This window comes from Kribbella sp. CA-253562 (genome assembly GCF_050942265.1).
Classification (GTDB): Bacteria; Actinomycetota; Actinomycetes; order Propionibacteriales; family Kribbellaceae; genus Kribbella.
Genome location: NZ_CP192049.1, coordinates 1,540,745 through 1,558,081 on the forward strand (window position 1 = coordinate 1,540,745; position 17,337 = coordinate 1,558,081).

Below are 17,337 nucleotides of genomic sequence, written 5' to 3' on the forward strand. Positions count from 1 at the left end.
TGAAGGAGAGAGATGCGGCACGGCAGTTATCGTTTCGTCGCGAGCTTCCTCGCGTTGCCACTGGCGTTGTATGCGATCTTCGTGATCTCACCGTTCGTCCAGGCGTTCTACTACTCGCTGACCGACTGGACCGGCATTTCACCGAAGTTCGAGTTCGTCGGGCTGGAGAACTTCCAGACCCTGGCGCGCGACGCGGTGTTCCGCCAGGCGCTCGGGCACAACGTGATCCTGCTGATCGGCGTGCCGCTGTTCACCATCTTCCTCGCGCTGGTTTTCGCCTACCTGCTGAACGTCGGCGGGAAGGCGAACAGCGCGGGGGTGCAGGGGGTGCGGGGAAACGGCTTCTACAAGCTGGCCTTCTTCCTGCCCCAGGTGCTGTCGGTCCCGGTCATCGCGGTGATCTGGTCGGTGGTGATGACCTCGACCGACACCGGCCTGCTGAACAGCGTCACGCGCAAGCTGGGGCTGGGCACGTCGGAGTACCTGGCCAGCCCCAAGATCGCGCTGTACTGCGTGATGTGGGTGCTGATCTGGGGCAGTGTCGGGTTCTACCTGGTGCTGTTCAACGCGGCGATGTCCGGCATTCCCAAGGACATCTTCGAGGCCGCGATCATCGACGGCGCCGGCCGGTTCGCGACCTTCTCCCGGATCACCCTGCCGTTGCTGTGGGACACCATCCAGACGGCCTGGGTCTACCTGGCCATCCTGGCGCTGGACGCCTACGCCCTGGTCGCGGTGATGACGGCCGGGCCGGGTGGACCGGACAACTCCACCCAGGTGATGGGTCTGCAGATCGCCGACAACGGGTTCCAGTACGGCCGGGCCGGCTACGCCTCGGCGATGGGTGTCGTGCTGTTCTTCCTGACGCTGCTGATCGCCGCCGTGATGCTGCGGGCCACCCGCCGCGACCGGATCGAATACTGAGGGGCCTGAGATGACTTTGCAGATCGATGTCGAGGGCACCCGCTCCGAGCCGGCTCCCAAGATCACTCCGGCCGGGTCGAACGACCGGGCGTTCAGCCCGGTCAACGTCTTCTCGCACACGGTGCTGATCGCCTGGAGCATCCTGGTCGTCGTACCGTTCGTCTGGTCGCTGATCGCGTCGCTGAAGAGCACCGGCGAGATCTTCGGCGACAACCCGTGGGCGCTGCCCAAGGAACTGCTGTTCAGCAACTTCTCCAAGGCCTGGGACAAGGGCGTCGGCGACTACCTGCTGAACAGCGGTGTGGTGGTCGTCGGCGGCGTGTTCGGCACCATGCTGTTCGGCTCGATGGTGGCCTACGTGCTGGCCCGCTACGAGTTCCCCGGCAACAGGTTCATCTACTACCTGTTCGCGGCCGGGATGATGTTCCCGACCTTCCTGGCGATCGTGCCGCTGTTCTTCGTGGTCAAGGGCTTCGGCATGGTGTCGACGTACCAGGGCCTGATCCTGGTCTACATCGCCTACTCGCTGCCGTTCACGGTGTTCTTCATGCACGCGTTCTTCCGGACCCTGCCGACCTCGATCGCCGAGGCCGCGCTGGTCGACGGCGCCGGGCACGCGACCACGTTCTTCCGGGTGATGCTGCCGATGGCCAAGCCCGGCCTGATCAGCGTCGGCATCTTCAACGTGCTCGGCCAGTGGAACCAGTTCGTGCTGCCGTCGTTCCTGTCGCCGGAGAAGCCGGTGCTGTCGCAGGGCATCGCGACACTGCTCGGCAGTCAGCGGTACGAGAACGACTGGGGCACGCTGTTCGCGGCCCTGACCATCGCGATGGTGCCGGTGGTTGTCGTCTACCTGATCTTCTACCGCCAGGTCCAGGCGGGCCTGACCGGCGCGACGCTGAAGTAGCGCCGCCGGATCCGCTAGCCTGCGGGCGTGCTGAAGCGGCGTACTGTCCTGCAGGGTGCTCTCGCGAGCGCCCTGCTGGCCGGTTGTTCGTCGGAGGACAAGCCCGCAGGCCCGGCGCGGACCAAGGACAACCCGTTCGGCGTCGTCGCGGACCGGCCGCTGGAAGTCGTGGTCTCCGAGGAGTACGGCGGCTTCGGTGCCCCGCAGTACCGGGCCAAGCACGCGCAGGCGGCGGTCACCGTGACGCCGACGAAGCAACTGCGCGATCTGCTGCAGTCCCGGTTCGCCGCGGGCAGCCCGCCGGACGTCGTCCTGAACACCGGCGCCAAGGCGCTGACCGTGAGCCGGCTGGTCGCCGACGGGCACCTGACCGATCTCGGGCCGTTGCTCAACGCCCCTTCCTGGGAGAACAAGGACGCGCCGGTCAAGGACGTCCTCCTGCCCGGCCTGCTCGACTCCGGCCGGTACGACGGCACGCTGCGTTCGCTGAACTACCTCGTCGACGTCTACGGCCTGTGGTATTCCGCCCGGCTCTTCCAGCAGCGCGACTGGGACGTGCCGCGGACCTGGCCCGAACTGCTGGCGCTCGGCGCTGAGATGAAGGCGGCCGGGCTCGGCCCGTTCACGTACGCCGGAGTGCATCCGTACTACGTGTTCGAGGCGGTGATGACGCTCGCGGTGAAAACCGGCGGGCACGACGTCGCCAAGCGGATCGACAACCTCGAGGACGGCGCCTGGAAGGACCCCAGCCTCACCCGGGCGATCACGGCGTTCGGGGAGCTGGCGCGGCGCGGGCTGATCGCGACCGGCAGCGCCGAGCTCGACCACACCGGCTCGCAGACCCGGCTGATCCAGTCCAAGGCCGGGCTGCTGCCGTGCGGGAACTGGCTGGAGAACGAGATGAAGCCGGTGATCCCCGAAGGCTTCGGGCTGACGATGTTCGGGTTGCCGCCGCTGGACGCTTCGCCGGCGTTGCCGCGCGGGGTGCACGTGACGCCAACCGCGCCGCTGCTGGTGCCGGCCAAGGGCCCGAACGAGCCGGGCGGGGTCGAGTACCTGCGGGCGATGCTGTCCAAGGAGGTCGCCGGGCAGGTGACCAGGGAGACGAACCGGCTGACCGTCGTACGAGGGGCTGCTGACGGGCAGGAACTCGGTACGGCGCTCCGGTCGGCGCGGGACCTGCTGACCGCGGCGGGGGACCAGGCGATCGGATGGTACTTCGCGGACTGGTACCCCGAGCTCGGCAAGGCGGCCGGGCAGCTGACCGGGCAGTTCCTCGCCGGGGCGTTCCGGGCGGACGAGTGGACCGCGCGGATCCAGGCGGCGGCCGACCGGGTCAAGCAGGACGAGAGCGTCACCAAGTACCACCGCGACTGAGCCGCCTCGGTAAGGTAAGGGCAACCTAAGTTCCCCTGCCTTTCTGTGAGGTCTCGATGCGCTCCTTCCTCCGGCCGCTCGCACTGGCGGTCGTCGTCCCGTTGTTCGCTCTCACCGCCTGCGGCTCGGGAGACTCCGCCGAACCCGCCGCTGACAGCGGATCGGCCGGCTCCGAGACAGGGGCGTTCCCGGTGTCGATCAAGAACAAGTTCGGCACCGCCGAGATCAAGCAGGCGCCGCAGCGCGTCGTCTCGGTCGGCCTGGTCGAGCAGGACGCGCTGCTGGCGCTGGACGTCGTACCGGTGGGCACGACCGAGTGGTTCGGGGAGAAGCCCGGCGCGCTGTTCCCGTGGGCGAAGGACAAGCTCGGCGACCGGGCGCTGCCGACGGTGCTGAAGGACAAGGACGGCATCCAGTTCGAGCAGATCGCCGCGTTGCGGCCGGACCTGATCATCGGGATGTACTCCGGTATCACCGCTGACGACTACCAGAAGCTCACCGCGATCGCGCCGACGGTGGCGCAGCCGGCCGGCGTACCGGACTACGGGGTGGCGTGGCAGGACGTCGCCCGAACCGTCGGCCAAGCGGTCGGCAAGCCGAAGCAGGCCGACGAGCTGGTCAAGGGCATCGAGCAGCGGTTCGCGACGGTCCGCGCCGAGCACCCGGAGTTCCAGGGCAAGCCGGCGCTGATGGCGACGCCGTACGAGGGCTACTTCGTGTACGGCAGTCAGGACCCGCGGTCGCGCCTGCTCACCGACTTCGGCTTCACCCTGCCCAGCGGGCTGGACGCGCAGATCGGCGACAAGTTCGGCGCGAACATCAGCGCGGAGCGGATCAACCTGCTCGACCAGCAGGCACTGGTCTGGTTCCCCACCAAGGGCGGCACCGCCAAGCTCAAGAACGACCCGCTCTACAAGAACCTGCCGGTGCGCACCCAGGGCCGCGACGTTTTCGTCGAGGAGAACTACGACGACCCGCTGTACGGCGCCACCAGCTTCGTCTCGGTCCTCAGCCTGCCGATCGTGCTGGACCAGCTCGTCCCGAAGCTGAAGGCCGCCGTCGACGGCGACCCCGCCACCTAGACCCAGACCACCTCGTCGAGGAAGTCCTCGACGGCGGTAGCCACTTCGCCCAGCACCGCGGCGGACTCGGCGAGCCGGCCCGGGACGAACATCCCGTGGTCGGCTCCTTCCACCTCCAGCACATGTGGCGTCAACCGCCGAGCGACATCGCCGTCCCACAGTGGATCGCCGGTCCCGCCCACCAGCAAGAACGGCGCCCGCGATCGCTCCAGCGCCTCGACGACCTGCCGGTAGTGCAGCAACGGCGTCAACCACACCGCCGGGTGGGCCCGCTCGGCGGCCAGCGCCGCCGCGTGCGTCCCCAGCGACTTGCCCACGAACAACAGCCCCGACCCCGCCACTCCCACCGGAAGATGCGGCGACACCTGCCCGATCACCCAGGCCTCGAGCTCGGCCTCGGACAGTGCCAGGGCGTCCTCCCGCCGCTTCCAGTCCATCGGCCGGACGGTCGCTCCCCGCCGCTCGGCGGCCTCACCCGCGAACATCAGCAACGGACCCTGCGGCCCGTACTCCCCACCAGGGACGATCACAGCGTGCCGAGAAGTCATACCCGCGACCCTACGACTCCTGGACCGGCTCCGGCCCACTCCTGACCGGGCTCCGCGGAGCCATAGTTTTGTTCCTATGAGCAATCCGACACCGTCCCGGGTGCGGAACGGACCAGGGACGCTGGCAGAATCGGGGTATGTCAGCAGCCGTCCTCGACCTCACCCGTGTGCCGGCAGGTGGCCCCCCGGGGTGCCCGGCCGGGTCGTTCCCGCAGGTTCGCCTGCCCGGTGCCCCGGCGTACCGGACCGTCCCGGCGTCGGGACGGTAGGCGCGGATGGCGACGATCGGTGTCGCGATTCCGATCGCCGAACCGTTCGGCTCGGAGCTGCAGAAGTACCGGGCCGACTTCGGCGACCCGATGGCCTCCTCGATCCCGACGCACGTGACGCTGCTGCCGCCGACCGAGGTGGCCGACGAGGACCTGCCGCGGATCGACGAGCACCTGCTCGAGCTGGCCGCGCGGTTCCCCAGCTTCCGGATCCGCCTGCGCGGCACCGCGACGTTCCGGCCGATCTCCCCGGTCGTGTTCGTCACGCTGGCCGAGGGCATCTCGTCGTGTGAGGTGCTGCAGTCGCAGGTCCGCTCCGGTCCGCTGGACGTCGCGCTGCGGTTCCCGTACCACCCACACGTCACGGTCGCGCACGACCTCGACCAGGAGTCACTGGACCGTGCCTACGACACGCTCGCGGACTACGACTGCTCGTTCGACGTGTCCGCGTTCAGCCGGTACGAGCACGGCGCCGACGGCGTCTGGCGTCCGCAGCGCGCCTTCCCGCTGAAGGGCTGACCCACCTGACAGGCTGATGCCTCGTGCGGGCGCTAGGAGCTCGCGGTCGGGGTACAGGAGAGCCATGGGCGTCAAGGAACGGGGCAAGGCGATCTGGGCGCGGTTCAGCCGCACGCAGCTGTGGCGAGCCTGGACACGGTACGGCGACCGGCGCGGCAACCGGTTGGCCGGCGCGACGAGCTTCTTCGGCTTCCTGTCGATGTTCCCGCTGATCGTGCTGGCCGCGGCCGTCGTCGGCGCGTTGCTGCCGCCGTCGGCGATCGACGTGATGAAGAAGGCGCTCGCGACGAACCTGCCCGGCATCGGCGACAAGATCGACATCGACGCGCTGATCGCGAACGCCGGCACCATCGGACTGATCTCCGCGGTCTCGCTGCTGTTCACCGGCCTGGGCTGGATCGACTCGTTGCGCGCCTCGATCCGGTCGATGCACGAGCTGGACGACCAGCCGGGCAACATGGTGAAGCTGAAGCTGATCGACCTGGGCGCCCTGATCGGCCTCGGGCTGATCGGGGTCCTGGCGACTGCCGCCTCCTCGCTGCTGACCAGCCTGTCGGAGAACATCGTCGGCTGGGTCGACCTGGACGGCACCTGGCTGGCGAACTGGGGCCTGGACGCGATCGGCGTCGTGGTCGGCATCGCGGCCGGCGCGGTGCTGTTCCTGTACCTGCAGACCGCGATGCCGCGGATCATCCTGCCCCGCAAGGTCGCGCTGATCGCGGCGCTGGCCGGCGGCGTGGTGTTCTACGCCGCCCAGCAGCTCGGCAGCGTGTACGTCAACAACGTGATCGGCAGCAACGCGGCGTACGGCGCACTGGCGCTGCCGCTGGCGTTGCTGGTCTGGATCTACCTGATGACCCGGGTGATCATGCTGATCGCGGCCTGGACCAAGGAAGCGACGCTCGACTACCGCTGGCACACCGGCGAGGCCGAGGAGGCCGCGCGGGCGGCGATGCCGTTCGAGACCGAGCAGCCGGTCTACCGGCGGCGGACCAACGGCTCGACCAATCCCGAGCCCGACGAGAACGGGCTGCTGCCCGGTCCGCCCGGCAAGAAGTTCAAGGTGGTGCCGATCCCGGCGCGCAAGGCCGACCCGGTCGCCGTGGCCGCGGGCGCGCTCCTGGGCGTCACGGCGACGGCCATCACGGTCCAGCTGAGCCGAGCGGCGCGGTCGCTGCGCCGCTGACGTTCAGCGACCCGCAGTCCACGTCAGTGACGCCTGGACCGGTTTCGGCGGCTGTGCACGCGCAGCGCTCTGGGCCGCCGCAGGAACAGGGCCAGCAGCAGGAACAGCGGCGCGGCGTACGCCCAGGCGGGGATCCGGAACACCAGCGACTGGACGGCTTGGCCGGGCGCCAAGACGGCGCGGCTGCGCTTCGGCAGCGGCGTACCGGCGGCTGACTTCTTCGACACGTTGGGCCCGGTCTTGGTCACCGCCGGTTTGACCAGCGTGCCGACCGGGCTGAGCGCCGTGTAGTTGCGGAAGGACCAGTCGAGCAGCTTGGTGGCGTCCTCGGTGATGCCGTGCGGGGAGTTCATCAGCGTGACGACCAGCGTGTGACCGTCGCGGCGCGCGGCGCCGACGAACGTGTTGCGGGCCAGAGTCGTGTAGCCGGTCTTGATCCCGAGCGCGCCGTCGTAGTTGAACAGCAGTTTGTTCTGGTTCGCGACCTGGTAGGTGCCCGACTTCGCGAGCGGGAAGTTCGTGTACTTCGTCGCCGCGTACTTCGCGAAGTCCGGCCGGGCCAGCCCCGCCCGCGCGAACAGCGCCAGGTCGTACGCGCTGGACACCTGACCGTCCGCGTCCAGTCCGGTCGGATCCGTCACGTGTGTGTCGAGCGCGCCGATCTCCGCGGCCTTCTTGTTCATCCGGTCGATGGTCGCCGGGATGCCACCCTCGTCGTGCTCGGCCAGCGCGTGCACCGCGTCGTTGCCCGAGGCCAGGAACATGCCCTGGAACAGCAGGTCCACCGAGTACCGCAGGCCCGGGTACACGCCGACCTTGCTGCCGATGATGCCCGCGTCCCGGTCCGACCCGACGACAACGTCCTTCTTGTTCAGCCGCGGCAGCAGAACCAGCGCGGTGAGCGTCTTCAACGTACTCGCCGGCCGCAGCTTCGCGTGCGGCGCCTTGGCGGCCAGCACCTGCCCGGTGTCGATGTCCGCGACGACGAACGCAGCGGCCTGCACCGCCGGCGGTGTCGCCCCGGCAGCAACGACCGTCGAGTCCGCGGTCAGGCGGACACCGCCGACCGGACTCCGCGAGTCCAGATCGGCGGCGGTCGCTGTGAGCGGCCCGGCCACCAGCATCACGGTGGTCGCGCACGCCGTCAGGAGCACACGCATCGGCGGCACTCTAGACACAACTCGGCCCAGGAGTCACGCGGACTTCCGGCCGCGGCCACTCCCTGCCACCCCGCGGACCGGCTGTCGTCAGGCCCGGTACGCCGTCCACATGTTGCTGTTCCGGGTGCTCTGGCCCGGCGTGAACTGGTTGTAGCAGGAGTCGTAGGAGTAGTCCATGGAGTTGCGGATCGGGCCCAGGCCGGGCAGCGAGCTGTACTGCACCCGGATCCCGTCGATGCTCGGGTTGCTCGAGTAGTCCCACGGGGACGTGGCGATGCCGAGGTAGCTGAAGTTGACCAGCCAGAGGAGGAACAGGACCACGGAAAGCAGGCGCTTCAAGCGGTCGCTGGTAACACTTGGCGATCCCCGGCGATACACAGGTCGGTGCCGGATCCGGCCCACCTGATCTTGGGGGAATCCTTGAACATCATCACGCGCTTCGCCGCGCCGTTGGCGCTGGCTGTCGCCGCAACGGGCGTCACCGCTCTGCCCGCCTCGGCGGCAGTGCCGGCGCCTCCCGCCCGAGTGCTCGTCAAGGGCACCTTCACCGGGGTGGACCTTTCGTGGGCGCTTCCTGCCGAGGACGCAACCGCGGACGCGGTGACCGGATTCGTCGTCCACCGGACGGCCAACGGCACCGACACCACCTTCGCGGTGCCTCGCACGGAGGCCGCGACGTACCGCTGGGTCGACTCCCAGGTCATTGCGGGAGCGACGTACGCCGTGTCGGCCGTGAGTGCCGACGGCGAAGGTGCGAGCAGCACACCGGCGGCGGTGGGCCCGGTCACCAACGCGATCGCCGTCGTCAACACGGTGCAGCAGGCAGACGGCAGTACCCGCACCTACCTCGGCCAGCTGGCCTCCCAGGGTGCGCAGCAGGTGGTGCCGCTGGCAACCAGTGGCCCGACGCAACAGGTCGACCCGTACATCGCAGTCGCTCCCGACGGGGCCCGCGTGGTCTTCGGCCAGGCCCAGAACAGCCTCTGGGTCGTGTCCGGCCTGACCCCTCAGGCCCAACCGGTGCGGATCCTCGCCAACTCGTCCGGTATCGGCCGGAAGGCCTGGTCGCCGGACGGGACCAAGATCGCCTTCGAGCGGGTCCTGTCGACCGGAGAGTCCTGCCTGGAAGTGATCGGCGCGCAGGGCGGCACGCCGGTCCGGGTGGGTTGTGGACTCGCCGGCGTTGCCTGGCTGCTCGACAACCGCACACTGGTCACCAAGGAGCTGACCCAGGGGCGCCTCCAGCAGGTCGAGGCCAGAGCGAACGGTGCTGTGCTCAAGAGCTACCCGGGCACCGAGCTCGCGCGTGAGGTCGATGTCTCCGGCAACGGCCGCTGGATCGCCTATCTCAAGGGAACCTCGGCGGCGGTGGTCCCGGTCGACGGCGGTACGCCGTTCGTCGGACCGCCGATCGGTGCAAGCGCCGAATCCCTGTCCTGGGCAGAGGCAGGCACCGAGCTTCTCGTCACCCGGCAGTTGGAGCAGGGCAGCGTGATCCATGTGGTTCCGGTCTCCGCCGAGGGGCGAATCACCGTCAACAGCCTGCACTACTCGGCCCCGGCCGGCGAGGTGGTCCGCGACGCGATCTGGCAAGGTCCGCGCGTCACCATCGGTCAGGGCCCGGTCGGCCCGGACCTGTCCGTACCGTTCGGCGTGACAGGATTGACGCCCGCCGACATCGCGTGCGAGCTGGACGGTGTCAGGACCGACCACTGCACCTCGCCGTTCCGGCAGTCCGGGGTCACCGCGGGCCGGCACCTGTTCCGGGTCATCGTCTGGAAGGCCGGCGGCCTCGGTTCGACGTCGTCGTACCGCTACCTGGACGTCGACGCCACTGCACCCACCGCGTCACTCACCGGTCCGACGTTCGCGGTCACCAAGGCCGCCACGGCCGCGGTCACCTACGCGGGCGCCGATGCCAGCGGAATCGGTTCCTTCGACGTTCGCTACCGCACCGCGGCGTATCTGGGTACCTTCGGCGCCTACATCACCGCCGCCTCCGCCACCAAGGCCACGTCGACCACTCTGAACCTGGTGGCCGGCAACGAGTACTGCGTGTCGGTGCGTTCCCGCGACAACGCCGGCAATGTCTCCGGTTGGACCGCGGAACGATGCTTCTCCCGCCCGCTGGACGACCGCGCGATGACCACCGTCGGCCAGTGGACCCGCGCCGGCAGCGCCGCCTATTACGCCGGCACGGTGACCACCACCGGAACCAAGGGCGCGGCCCTCACCCGAACGGTCCAGGGCAAGCACCTCTACGTCGTCGCAACCCGCTGCGCCACCTGCGGAACCTTGCAGGTGTACTACGGCGGTCGCTCGGTCGGCGCAGTCAGCCTCTACAAGGCCACGACGGAGTACCAGGCCGTCCTGGCGCTGCCCACCCCGGCCGCCTTCCTCTCCGGCACAGTCCAGCTGACTGTTCGCGACGCCGGCAAAACCAACCAGATCGACGGCCTGGCAGTCCGCAAGACCTGATGCACAGGTCCCGCTGCGTGCCCCACACGCAGCGGGACCACCCAGTTCCGCGCGCCGGCCTCACCCTGTTGTTCTTCGTTCTTTGTTATCGGTCTGGGCGTTGTTGCCCTTCATGTCCCTCAGGACAGCTCCGACTCCGCCTGGGAGATGGCGGCGAACTCCTCCTCCGGGGCCGAGGCGACCAGGTGGTGGCGGCTGTAGAACCAGAAGTAGGCGAGCGCGATCAGGAACAGCGCGGCCGTGATCGCGGCGGCTTTTTCGTCGACGAAGAAGGTGGCGATGACGGCGGTGACGGCGAGGACCAGCGCGACGCCGGTGGTGACGACGCCGCCGGGGGTCCGGTACGGGCGGTCGAGGTTGGGTTCGCGGACTCTCAGGACGATGTGGGCGAGCATCATCAGCACGTAGGAGACCGTCGCGCCGAAGACCGCGATGTTGATCAGCAGGGCGCCGTCCTGGGTGATGGCTGCGAGCAGGAAGCCGATGGCGCCGGGGACGACCAGGGCCAGGTACGGCGTCTTGCGTTTGCCGGTGACCGACAGGAAGCGCGGCAGGTAACCGGCGCGGGACAACGCGAAGAGCTGACGGGAGTAGGCGTAGACGATGGAGAAGAAGCTGGCGACCAGCCCGGCCAGGCCGACGTAGTTGACGAAGTCCGCGACCCACGGGTCGCCGCCGAGCGCGGTGCGCAGGGCGAGCGGGAGCGGGTTGTCGGAATCGGCGACCACCGAGGAACCGGCGCCGCCGGCGGTGAAGACCAGCATCAGGGCGGCGAAGACGAGCAGGATGCCCATCGCGGTGATGATGCCGCGCGGCATGTCGCGGCGCGGGTCGCGGGCCTCCTCGGCGGCCAGTGGGACGCCCTCGACGGCCAGGAAGAACCAGATCCCGTAGACCAGCGCGGCCAGTACGCCGGCGTAGCCGAACGGGATGAACTCGTTCGCCCCGGCGGCGTTGTTCGGCACGATGTCGAACAGCTTGTCCGCGTCGAACTGCGGGATCATCGCGATCACGAAAACCACGAGCGCGACGACGGCGATCGCGGTGATGGCCAGGGTGAGGCGCAGCGCCTCGCCGACGCCGTACAGGTGGATGCCGATGAAGATCACGTAGCAGCCCAGGTACACCGGCCAGCTCGACGTCAGCCCGAACAGCCCGAGCGCCTCGATGTAGCCGCCGATGAACGTCGCGATCGCGGCCGGCGCGATCGCGTACTCGATCAGGATCGCGGTCCCGGTGGCGAAACCGCCCAACGGCCCGAGCGCGCGCCGGGCGAAGCCGTAGCCCGCGCCCGCGACCGGGATCGCCGAGGCCAGCTCGGCCAGCCCGAACACCATGCAGGTGTACATCGTGGCCATCAGCACGGTCGCGATCAGCAGTCCGCCCCAGCCGCCTTCGGCCAGTCCGAAGTTCCAGCCGGCGAAGTCGCCGGAGATGACGTAGGCGACGCCCAGACCGGCCAGCAGCACCCAGCCGGCCGCGCCGCGGCGCAACTGACGCTGCTCCAGGTACTCCTTGCCCACTTGCTGGTAGTCGACGCGCGAGGTCTTCCGGCTCATCGTGGCTCCAATGGTCTACGGGCATACCACTAGGAATGGTCCCGAGATTCCTCGCGCGGACCGCCGCTGTCAAGGGAAAGCACACATTGACATCCGCCCGGTCCCTTGCGTCAATGGACTGTCCGCAGACCAATAGACGGGAGCGACTGTGGTGCACACAACCGGCAAGCTGACCGTGCAGGAACTGCGGGACCTGGTGGCGGCCGGCACGGTGGACACCGTCCTGGTCGCGATCACCGACATGCAGGGCCGCTTGCAGGGCAAGCGCTGCGGCGCGCGGTACTTCCTCGAGGAGGTGCTCCAGCACGGCACCGAGGGCTGCAACTACCTGCTCGCCGTCGACGTCGACATGAACACCGTCGACGGCTACGCGATGTCGTCGTGGGAGCGCGGGTACGGCGACCTGATGATGGCGCCAGACCTCGACACGCTGCGGCTGCTGCCCTGGCTGGACGGCACCGCGCTCGTGCTCTGCGACGTCCAGTGGCTCGACGGCCGCCCGATGCCGGCCAGCCCGCGGCAGATCCTCAAGGCGCAGCTCGACCGTCTCGCCGAGCGCGGCCTCACGGCGTACGTCGGCACCGAGCTCGAGTTCATCGTCTTCAACGACACCTTCGAGCAGGCCTGGGACAAGTCCTACAAGAATCTCGACCCGGCCAACCAGTACAACGTCGACTACTCCCTGCTCGGCACCGCCCGGATCGAGCCGTTGCTGCGCGACATCCGCAACTCGATGGAAGGCGCCGGCCTGTACGTCGAATCGGCCAAGGGCGAGTGCAACCTCGGCCAGCAGGAGATCGCCTTCCGGTACGACGAAGCGCTGGCGACCTGCGACAACCACTCGATCTACAAGACCGGCGCGAAGGAGATCGCGGTCAAGCACGGCAAGAGCCTGACCTTCATGGCCAAGTACGACGAACGGGAGGGCAACTCCTGCCACATCCACCTGAGCTTCCGCGGCCCGGGCGGCGAACCGGTTCTGGCCGGGGACCGCGAGCACGGCTTCAGCCAGTTGATGGAGCAGTTCATCGCCGGCCAGCTCGCCTGCCTGCCCGAACTCACCTACCTGCTCGCGCCGAACATCAACTCCTACAAGCGTTTCCAGCCCGGCAGCTTCGCCCCGACCGCGGTCGCCTGGGGCCTGGACAACCGCACCTGCGCGCTGCGCGTCGTCGGCCACGGCCAGTCGCTGCGGGTGGAGAACCGCCTGCCCGGCGGCGACGTGAACCCGTACCTCGCGGTCGCCGCGCTGATCGCCTCAGGCCTGCACGGCATCGAGAACGAGCTCGAACTGGAGCCCTCGCTGCCCGGCAACGCCTACACCAGCGACAAACCGCACGTGCCGACCACGTTGCGCGAGGCCGCCGCGTTGTTCGGCGGCTCGAAGATCGCCCGCACGGCGTTCGGCGACGAGGTGGTCGACCACTACCTGAACGCGGCCCGGGTGGAGCTCGACGCGTACGACGCCGCCGTCACCGACTGGGAGCGCATCCGTGGCTTCGAGCGGCTCTGACCACACACCACGGATCGGCATCACCACCTACCTCGAGCCGACCATCTGGGGAGTCTGGGAGCGCGATGCCGCCCTGCTGCCACGCGTCTACCTGGACGCCGTGGTCGCCGCCGGCGGCGTACCGCTGCTGCTGCCACCCGTCGGCACCGACCCGTCGATCCTCGACATCCTGGACGGGCTGGTGATCGCGGGCGGCTGCGACGTCGACCCCACCTCGTACGGCGCGGTGCCGCACTCCGAGACCGTCGACACCCGGCCCGGCCGCGACGAGCACGAAGCGGTCCTGATCCGGGCGGCGCTCGACCAGGATCTGCCGCTGCTGGCGATCTGCCGCGGCCTGCAGATGCTCAACGTCACCCTGGGCGGCACGCTGCAACAACACCTGCCGGAAGCGGTCGGTCACGACGAGCACCGGCCGGAGCCGGCGATCTTCGGCCGCACCGACGTGAAGATCGACCCGGACACCCTGACCGCGCGGCTGTTCGGCGACCGCACGACCGTGCACTGCTATCACCATCAGGCCCTCGACGTCGTCGCGCCCGGTCTGCGGGTGACGGCGCGAGCCGGCGACGGCACGGTCGAGGCGGCCGAGGTCGACGGTCACGACTTCGCGCTCGGCGTGCAGTGGCATCCCGAGGAGAACCCCGACGACCTGCGCCTGTTCACCGCGCTGGTCGCTGAAGTGCTGAGGAGAAGAACCCGGTGACGTACGACGTGATCAACCCGGCCACCGAGAAGGTGGTCCGCACGGTCGAGCTCGCAGACGTCGAGCAGACCGACGCCGCGATCGCCCGCGCGGCCGAGGCGTTCACCACCTGGCGCGCGGTCGCTCCGGCCGACCGCGGCCGGTTGCTGCGCCGGTTCGCCGACGCGGTCGACGCCGATCTGGAGAACCTGGCCGCCCTCGAGGTCGAGAACGCCGGCCACACGATCGGCAACGCCCGCTGGGAAGCCGGCAACGTCCGCGACGTGCTGCACTACTACGCGGCGGCTCCCGAACGGCTGTTCGGCCGGCAGATACCCGTTGCCGGGGGCATCGATCTGACGGTGGCCGAACCGCTCGGCGTGGTCGGCGTGATCGTGCCGTGGAACTTCCCGATGCCGATCGCCGGCTGGGGTTTCGCGCCGGCGCTCGCGGCCGGCAACACCGTCGTCCTGAAACCGGCCGAGCTGACCCCGTTGACGGCTCTGCGGCTGGGGGAACTCGCACTGGAGGCCGGCATCCCGCCAGGCGTGCTGGAGATCGTGCCGGGAGCGGGCACGGTCGTCGGGCAGCGCTTCGTCACCCATCCCGCCGTGCGCAAGGTCGTTTTCACCGGCTCGACCGGCGTCGGCAAGCAAATCATGGCGGGCTGTGCCGACCAGGTGAAACGCGTGACGCTGGAGCTCGGCGGCAAGTCCGCGAACGTCGTCTTCGCCGACGCGGATCTCGAGAAGGCCGCGGCCCAGGCGCCGTACGGCGTGTTCGACAACGCCGGGCAGGACTGCTGCGCGCGGTCGCGGATCCTGGTCGAGCGGTCGGTGCACGACCGGTTCCTGGAGTTGCTGGAACCGGCGGTGAAAAACCTGCGCGTGGGCGATCCGGGCAACCCGGCGACCGAGATGGGTCCGTTGATCTCCGCGCGGCAACGGGAGCGGGTCGCGGCGTACGTCGACGAGGGTTCGGTCGCGTTCCGCGGAACGGCGCCGGACGGGCCCGGGTACTGGTTCGCGCCGACCGTGCTCGCCGGGGTCGCCGGCGATTCGCCCGCGCTGACCGAGGAGATCTTCGGGCCGGTCGTGGTGGTCGTCCCGTTCGACGACGAGGCCGACGCGATCCGGCGCGCGAACGACTCGTTGTACGGGCTGTCCGGGTCGATCTGGACCCGGGACGTCGGCCGCGCGCTGCGCGTCAGCCGCGGCATCGAGGCCGGCAACCTGTCGGTCAACTCGCACTCGTCGGTGCGCTACTCGACGCCGTTCGGCGGCTTCAAGCAGTCCGGGCTCGGTCGCGAGCTCGGGCCGGACGCGCTGGCCGCGTTCACCGAGACCAAGAACATCTTCATCAGCACGGAGGACTGAATGACCGACGTCAAAGCACACCGCCTGGAGGGCCGGGTCGCGGTGGTGACCGGCGGCGCGAGCGGGATCGGGCTGGCCAGTGTGCGCCGGCTGGCGGCCGAGGGCGCGCGGGTGGTGATCGGCGACCTCGACCCGGACGCCGGGAAGAGCGCGGCCGACGAGGTGGGCGGGTTGTTCGTACCGACCGACGTGACCGACGCGACGGCGGTGGACACCCTGTTCCAGCAGGCCTTCGACACCTACGGATCGGTCGACATCGCCTTCAACAACGCGGGGATCTCGCCGCCCGAGGACGCGTCGATCCTGGACACCGGGCTGGAGGCCTGGCGCAAGGTGCAGGAGGTCAACCTGACGTCGGTGTACCTGTGCTGCAAGGCGGCGATCCCGTACATGCAGCGCCAGGGCAAGGGCTCCATCATCAACACCGCGTCGTTCGTGGCGGTGATGGGCGCGGCGACGTCGCAGATCTCGTACTCCGCGTCGAAGGGCGGCGTACTGGCGATGAGCCGCGAGCTGGGAGTGGAGTTCGCGCGGCAGGGGATCCGGGTGAACGCGCTGTGCCCCGGGCCGGTGAACACGCCGTTGCTGCAGGAGCTGTTCGCGGCCGATCCGGAGCGCGCGCAGCGGCGGCTCGTGCACGTCCCGATGGGACGGTTCGGTGAGCCCGAGGAGATCGCCGCGGCGGTCGCGTTCCTGGCCTCCGACGACTCGTCGTTCGTGACCGCCAACACGTTCCTGGTCGACGGCGGGATCTCGGGTGCTTATGTGACGCCGCTCTAGGCTGTGCGCAATCAACACGGGGAGAGGCGGCGAGCGTGGTCGAGGAGGCGCGGGCGGGGGAGGCGTTGTTCCGGCCGGTGCGGGCCGGGAACCCGTTCGAGGAGACCGTCGAGCGGCTGCTGCAGGCGATCAAGCTCGGCGTGGTCGGCCCCGGTGAGCGGTTGCCGTCCGAGCGCGACCTGGCCGCCCGGCTGAGCGTCTCGCGGGTCACGCTGCGCGAGGCGATCCGCGCGCTGACCGAGGCCGGGTACGTCGAGTCCCGCCGCGGCCGGTACGGCGGGACGTTCGTACGGGAGCGCCTGCCGACGCCGCGACGGGTGGGGAGGAAGAAGCTGGCCGAGCAGCTCGCCCGCGAGCTGTCCGGCGAGCAGGACGGGCAGGTGCTGCAGTCGATGCTGGAGGACGCGCTCGTCCTTCGGTCGGCGCTGGAGGTGGGTGCGTCCGACGCCGCGGCATCGCGGGAGCTCGACCAGGCGGAGCGTGACCACCTCACGCGGTGTCTGGCCGACACGGCGGCGGCCAAGCTGACCGACTACCGCCGGATGGACTCCCGCCTGCATCTCGCGATCGCCGAGGTCAGCGGGTCGCCGTCGCTGACATCCGCGGTCGCCGACGTCCGGATGCGCCTGAACGACCTGCTCGACGCGATCCCGCTGCTCGAACGCAACATCGTGCACTCCGACGAGCAGCACCAGGCGGTGGTCGACGCGATCCTGGCCGGCGATCCGGAGGCGGCCCGGGACGCGATGCGCGAGCACCTGGCCGGGACCGCGGCCTTGTTGCGGGCCTTCCTGAGCTGAGCCGTCCGGCCGGCTCGCGGGGTGTCCGGTGCGGATCCGGCGGACCGCGCGCGGGAAATCCGGCGCGACGGCCGGCGACACGCCGGAGCCGTTGGCACCAGTGGGCCAAATCAGGGGCGAACAGATGGGTAACGAAGTGGTGGCGTGCAGATATCCGTGTGTGACACTCGCCGT

At 69.5% G+C, this 17,337-nt stretch carries 16 protein-coding genes; 12 read left to right on the forward strand and 4 right to left on the reverse strand.

Features of this window, described 5'->3' with window-relative positions; genetic code table 11:
- Positions 1–12: 12 nt before the first annotated feature.
- Genes ACQPXM_RS07480 through ACQPXM_RS07495 form a run of 4 tightly spaced genes read left to right on the forward strand, consistent with a single transcriptional unit; the run spans position 13 to position 4,290 of the window.
- The gene (locus ACQPXM_RS07480) at positions 13–924 is read left to right on the forward strand and encodes a carbohydrate ABC transporter permease (protein ID WP_432946154.1); all 912 of its coding nucleotides are present in this window, start codon (positions 13–15) and stop codon (positions 922–924) included.
- 10 nt (positions 925–934) lie between these two features.
- Positions 935–1,831, forward strand: coding sequence for a carbohydrate ABC transporter permease (locus tag ACQPXM_RS07485; RefSeq protein ID WP_432946156.1), 897 nt, complete (start codon positions 935–937; stop codon positions 1,829–1,831).
- A gap of 27 nt (positions 1,832–1,858) precedes the next feature.
- Positions 1,859–3,208: an N-acetylglucosamine/diacetylchitobiose ABC transporter substrate-binding protein gene (gene ngcE / locus ACQPXM_RS07490; protein ID WP_432946158.1), complete on the forward strand. Its 1,350-nt coding sequence runs from the start codon at positions 1,859–1,861 to the stop codon at positions 3,206–3,208.
- Positions 3,209–3,264: 56 nt separating this feature from the next.
- Complete coding sequence (locus ACQPXM_RS07495) at positions 3,265–4,290, forward strand: iron-siderophore ABC transporter substrate-binding protein (protein ID WP_432946160.1); 1,026 nt, start codon at positions 3,265–3,267, stop codon at positions 4,288–4,290.
- Here ACQPXM_RS07495 and ACQPXM_RS07500 read toward each other — a convergent pair.
- On the reverse strand, positions 4,287–4,838 hold the full coding sequence (locus ACQPXM_RS07500; RefSeq protein ID WP_432946162.1) for an alpha/beta hydrolase: 552 nt from the start codon (positions 4,836–4,838) through the stop codon (positions 4,287–4,289). The two genes, ACQPXM_RS07495 and ACQPXM_RS07500, sit on opposite strands and share 4 nt — an antisense overlap.
- A gap of 275 nt (positions 4,839–5,113) precedes the next feature.
- On the opposite strand from ACQPXM_RS07500, the gene ACQPXM_RS07505 reads away from it, so the two are divergent.
- Together ACQPXM_RS07505 and ACQPXM_RS07510 are read left to right on the forward strand one after the other, a co-directional pair.
- Positions 5,114–5,626, forward strand: a complete 513-nt coding sequence (locus ACQPXM_RS07505) for a 2'-5' RNA ligase family protein (RefSeq protein ID WP_432946164.1) — start codon at positions 5,114–5,116, stop codon at positions 5,624–5,626.
- A gap of 64 nt (positions 5,627–5,690) precedes the next feature.
- Positions 5,691–6,812, forward strand: coding sequence for a YihY/virulence factor BrkB family protein (locus ACQPXM_RS07510; protein WP_432946166.1), 1,122 nt, complete (start codon positions 5,691–5,693; stop codon positions 6,810–6,812).
- A gap of 23 nt (positions 6,813–6,835) precedes the next feature.
- Here ACQPXM_RS07510 and ACQPXM_RS07515 read toward each other — a convergent pair whose 3' ends face one another.
- Together ACQPXM_RS07515 and ACQPXM_RS07520 are read right to left on the reverse strand one after the other, a co-directional pair.
- Positions 6,836–7,972 (reverse strand): D-alanyl-D-alanine carboxypeptidase family protein, encoded by a 1,137-nt coding sequence (locus tag ACQPXM_RS07515; protein ID WP_432946168.1) that lies wholly within the window; start codon positions 7,970–7,972, stop codon positions 6,836–6,838.
- A gap of 87 nt (positions 7,973–8,059) precedes the next feature.
- Positions 8,060–8,311 carry a hypothetical protein gene (locus tag ACQPXM_RS07520; protein WP_432946170.1) on the reverse strand — a complete coding sequence of 84 codons (252 nt, stop codon included), beginning with the start codon at positions 8,309–8,311 and terminating at the stop codon, positions 8,060–8,062.
- A gap of 81 nt (positions 8,312–8,392) precedes the next feature.
- On the opposite strand from ACQPXM_RS07520, the gene ACQPXM_RS07525 reads away from it, so the two are divergent.
- Positions 8,393–10,450, forward strand: coding sequence for a hypothetical protein (locus tag ACQPXM_RS07525; protein WP_432946172.1), 2,058 nt, complete (start codon positions 8,393–8,395; stop codon positions 10,448–10,450).
- A 119-nt stretch (positions 10,451–10,569) separates the two neighbouring features.
- Here ACQPXM_RS07525 and eat read toward each other — a convergent pair whose 3' ends face one another.
- Entirely contained in the window at positions 10,570–12,009 is a 1,440-nt protein-coding gene (gene eat / locus ACQPXM_RS07530; RefSeq protein ID WP_432946174.1) for an ethanolamine permease, read from the reverse strand.
- 148 nt (positions 12,010–12,157) lie between these two features.
- Here eat and ACQPXM_RS07535 point away from each other — a divergent pair, with 148 nt between their 5' ends.
- The 5 genes from ACQPXM_RS07535 to ACQPXM_RS07555 are packed head-to-tail and all read left to right on the forward strand — an operon-like array spanning position 12,158 to position 17,163.
- Complete coding sequence (locus tag ACQPXM_RS07535; RefSeq protein ID WP_432946176.1) at positions 12,158–13,522, forward strand: glutamine synthetase family protein; 1,365 nt, start codon at positions 12,158–12,160, stop codon at positions 13,520–13,522.
- Positions 13,503–14,228, forward strand: a complete 726-nt coding sequence (locus ACQPXM_RS07540) for a gamma-glutamyl-gamma-aminobutyrate hydrolase family protein (RefSeq protein WP_432946178.1) — start codon at positions 13,503–13,505, stop codon at positions 14,226–14,228. Before ACQPXM_RS07535 ends, ACQPXM_RS07540 begins: the two co-directional genes overlap by 20 nt.
- Positions 14,225–15,583 (forward strand): aldehyde dehydrogenase family protein, encoded by a 1,359-nt coding sequence (locus ACQPXM_RS07545; RefSeq protein WP_432946180.1) that lies wholly within the window; start codon positions 14,225–14,227, stop codon positions 15,581–15,583. Before ACQPXM_RS07540 ends, ACQPXM_RS07545 begins: the two co-directional genes overlap by 4 nt.
- Positions 15,584–16,363 (forward strand): 3-oxoacyl-ACP reductase, encoded by a 780-nt coding sequence (locus ACQPXM_RS07550; protein WP_432946182.1) that lies wholly within the window; start codon positions 15,584–15,586, stop codon positions 16,361–16,363.
- A gap of 35 nt (positions 16,364–16,398) precedes the next feature.
- Entirely contained in the window at positions 16,399–17,163 is a 765-nt protein-coding gene (locus ACQPXM_RS07555; RefSeq protein ID WP_432946184.1) for a FadR/GntR family transcriptional regulator, read from the forward strand.
- Positions 17,164–17,337 lie beyond the last annotated feature (174 nt).